At 75.5% G+C, this 3239-nt stretch carries 2 protein-coding genes and 1 pseudogene; all 3 read right to left on the bottom strand.

Annotated features, from left to right (window positions below):
* Positions 1–797, bottom strand: a 797-nt coding sequence (locus tag ABZ885_RS38030) for a hypothetical protein (protein ID WP_360199289.1), incomplete at its 3' end; no start/stop codon positions are given.
* 109 nt (positions 798–906) lie between these two features.
* Entirely contained in the window at positions 907–2586 is a 1680-nt protein-coding gene (locus ABZ885_RS38025; RefSeq protein ID WP_360199291.1) for an aminotransferase class V-fold PLP-dependent enzyme, read from the bottom strand.
* Positions 2587–2660: 74 nt separating this feature from the next.
* Positions 2661–3068 (bottom strand): annotated as a pseudogene (locus ABZ885_RS38020) (VOC family protein); the annotation flags it as partial.
* Positions 3069–3239: the final 171 nt, after the last annotated feature.

The following is a 3239-nucleotide window of genomic DNA, read 5'->3' as shown; positions in this document are numbered from 1 at the left end:
CCCCCGGCGGCGACCAGCGCGGCGGCGCCGACCGCCGTGGCGGTCAGCAGGCCGGTCTCCTGCCCGGTGGCGGCCAGTGCCGGAACGGCGGTGGCCGCGGCGCTGGTCGAAGCCTGGGGCGGAACCGGGTGCGCGGAGCCGGGTCCGGCGGAGGAGGACGTCGATGCGGCGGCCGGGGCCGGGGCCGGCCCGGCCGTGGAGGCGCCGGCCGTCGTCGGCGCAGGGGCGGACGTGGGGGTCGTCGGGGCCTGGCCCGTCGGGCTGCCGGACGGCTTGGGCGGGCACGCCGTGCCGCCGTTCCAGGACGCGATCAGCAGGCCGGAGAACGGCTCGTCCGGGTAGTGCGGCAGGGGGTGGTCCCCGTCGCTCCCGTCGTACTTCTCGCCGACCCCGTACAGCGCCAACTCGCCGAAGCAGCTGGGCAGGTGGCCGCTGACATCGAGCGTGTCGCGGTAGTGCGCGCGGGTGAGCGTCGTGGTCGCCCAGCCGAGGAAGGCCTCCCGGCCGGAGGTGGCCCAGGTCGCCCCCTGAGTCTCGTACGACCCCAGCGAGACGTGGTAGTCGCAGTCGGCCGCGGGCTGGCCGGCCAGGCGGACCTGGACGGTGCCCGACGACGCCGGGATCGTGGCGCTGTTCGACCAGGTGGCCCCGCCGTCCACGGAGTACTGGACCGGCGGCCTCCCGCAGGCAGGGGCGGCGGGGGCGGCATGTGCAGCGGGCGCGGCGAGTACCGCGGCTCCGGCGATGACGCAGAGGGCCGCGGGCTTCAGCAGACCGCTTCGGTGGTGTCTGAACACGGGATCGCTCCGGTTGGGTCGGGTCGGGATGACAGGGCAGGGCCAGACCGCAGGGCAGGGCCAGACCGGGGGAAGAGGAGGAAAAGGAGGAAAGGGGAGGGCGGTGGAGTCAGCGCCCGTGCCCGTGCTGCCCGGAGCCGCCCGGCGGGACGAGGTTCTCGGGCAGCAGGGGGAACCACCGCAGCGCCTCGAAGGCGGCGGGCAGTCCGGTCGGCACCTCGGCCGGGGGCTCCGGCCGTTCGGCGAGCACCGCACGGGCCTGCTCCAGCTGCTCGTGCAGGGCGGCGGACCGGGATCCCGGGGCGGTCGTGGCCCGGATCCGCTGCCACGACCGGGCGCGGAGGTCGGCGAGCCCGGCACCGGGTTCGCCGGCGGGGCGGGCGCGGTGGCGCCACAGGCCGGTCCGGGGCTCGAACGCGTAGTCCGGCAGCAGCCGGTGGCCGTCGGAGGCCACCAGCTCGACCGCGGCGAGGACGTACTCCCGCGCCTCGTCCGTGGTGAAGTACGGGAAGCTCACCCGCGTCCAGCCGGGCTTGATCCCCTCCAGACGCCGGCCGACGATCACCTCACGGAAGGCGGCGGACCGTTCGGCGTCGATGCCGAGCAGCCTGTGACCGTACGGGCCGGCGCAGGAACAGCCACCGCGCGCCTGGATCCCGAAGAGGTCGTTGAGCACCGCCGTGACGAAGTTGTGGTGCAGGTAGCGGTCGGGCCGGCTCCGGTCCTGGACCAGGAACGAGACCACGGGCAGCCGGGGCACGTCGGTGCGCCCCAGCAGCCGCAGGCCGGGGTACCGGCCCCACCGGGCCCGCACCCGGGACCAGGCGGCCTCCTCCCGCTCGTGGATCAATCCGGTGCCGACGTCCTCCTTGAGGGCGAAGACCAGGCCGGCGCGGATCGACTCGACGACGGCGGGGGTGCCGCCCTCCTCCCGGGCGACCGGATCGGTGACGTACGCGTGGTCGGCCGGGCCGACGTAGGAGACGGTGCCCCCGCCGGGCACGGTCGGCACCGGTCCGCCCAGCAGGTCCCGGTGGACGACCAGGACGCCCGGCGTCTGCGGGCCGCCGACGAACTTGTGCGGCGAGAGGAACACCGCGTCCTTGTGGTCGCCGCGGCCGGGGGCCGATGCGGCGACGCGGATCGGCAGGTAGGGCCCGGCCGTCGCGAAGTCCCAGCAGGCCAGGGCCCCGTAGGCATGGAGGAGGGAGGAGATCCGGTCGGTGTCGGCCAGGATGCCGGTGACGTTGGAGGCTGCGGAGAAGCTGCCGATCCGCAACGGGCGGTGGCCGTGGAGCAGCAGTTGTGCGCGCAGGTCGTGCTCGTCGAGCCGGCCGTCCGCGCCCTCCCTGATCACGACGACGTCCGCCGCCGACTCGCGCCACGGCAGTTCGTTGGAGTGGTGTTCGTGGGGACCGACGAAGACGACCGGGCGGTCGTGCTCGGGCAGCGGGGTGGCGTAGCGGCCGCTGCGTCGCGACGGGCTGCGCAGGTCGAGCAGGGCCAGCAGGCGGTCCACCGCGCCGGTGGCGCCGGAGCCGCAGAAGAGCACGGCGTGGTCGTCGCCGGCCCCGACGGCGCGGTGGATGAGGCTGCGGGCCTCCTCCCGGAGGCGGCCGGTGCGCAGGCCGTTCCCGGAGCTCTCGGTGTGGGGGTTGGCATACCGCGGCAGGACGGCCTCCCGGACGAACTCCTCGACGAAGTCGAGGGGGCGGCCGGAGGCGGTGTGGTCGGCGTAGGTGATCCGGCGCGGTCCGTACGGGCCGTCGAGCAGGTCGCCCTCGCCGATCAGCCCGGCCTGGATGCGGGCGAGGAGGTCGGCGCCCGGCGCATCGGCGGGTACGGGGCCGGCGGGGGTGGGGCCCGGGCGCCGTGGAACTCGCCGGGCTGCCAGACTCCGAACACCGCGCCCTGCGGGTCGGCGGCGACCAGCATCCGGCCGAGGTCCCCGACGTCCATCGCCGGCGCGAGCAGGGTGCCGCCCGCGGCGACGACCGCCTCCTGGGTGGCGTCGGCGTCGGTGGTGGCGAGGTAGCTGGTCCACACCGTCGGCGGCTCCGGCATGCCCTCGGGTGCCATCGCCGCGCCGATGCCGGCCACCGCCCTGCCGTTGAGCTCGCAGACCGCGTACCCGCCGAACCCGGCCGGGCCCGGCCGCCCGCTCCAACCGAGCAGATCGCGGTAGAAGTCCAGCGCGGCCTGCTGGTCCTTCGCCATCAGGTCGACCCAGCACGGCATCCCGGTGGTGTACGGAGTGGTGACTTCGGGCATTCTCGCTCCTTCGGATGAGGCTCTGCCGTTGAGGCTCTGCCGTCACCCTGTCGCCGGACGGCCGGAGCCGGCGGTCCGACACGCCACCACGAAGGAGGGAAGCCGACCGCCGCCCGTGCTCCGGTCGGCCGTGGCGGGCGGTCCGGCACCGGGTCAGCAGGTGAGCACCGG

Origin of the sequence: Kitasatospora sp. NPDC047058 (genome assembly GCF_040643935.1) — a bacterium.
GTDB lineage: Bacteria > Actinomycetota > Actinomycetes > Streptomycetales > Streptomycetaceae > Kitasatospora.
This window is presented reverse-complemented; position numbering and strand designations above follow the sequence as displayed.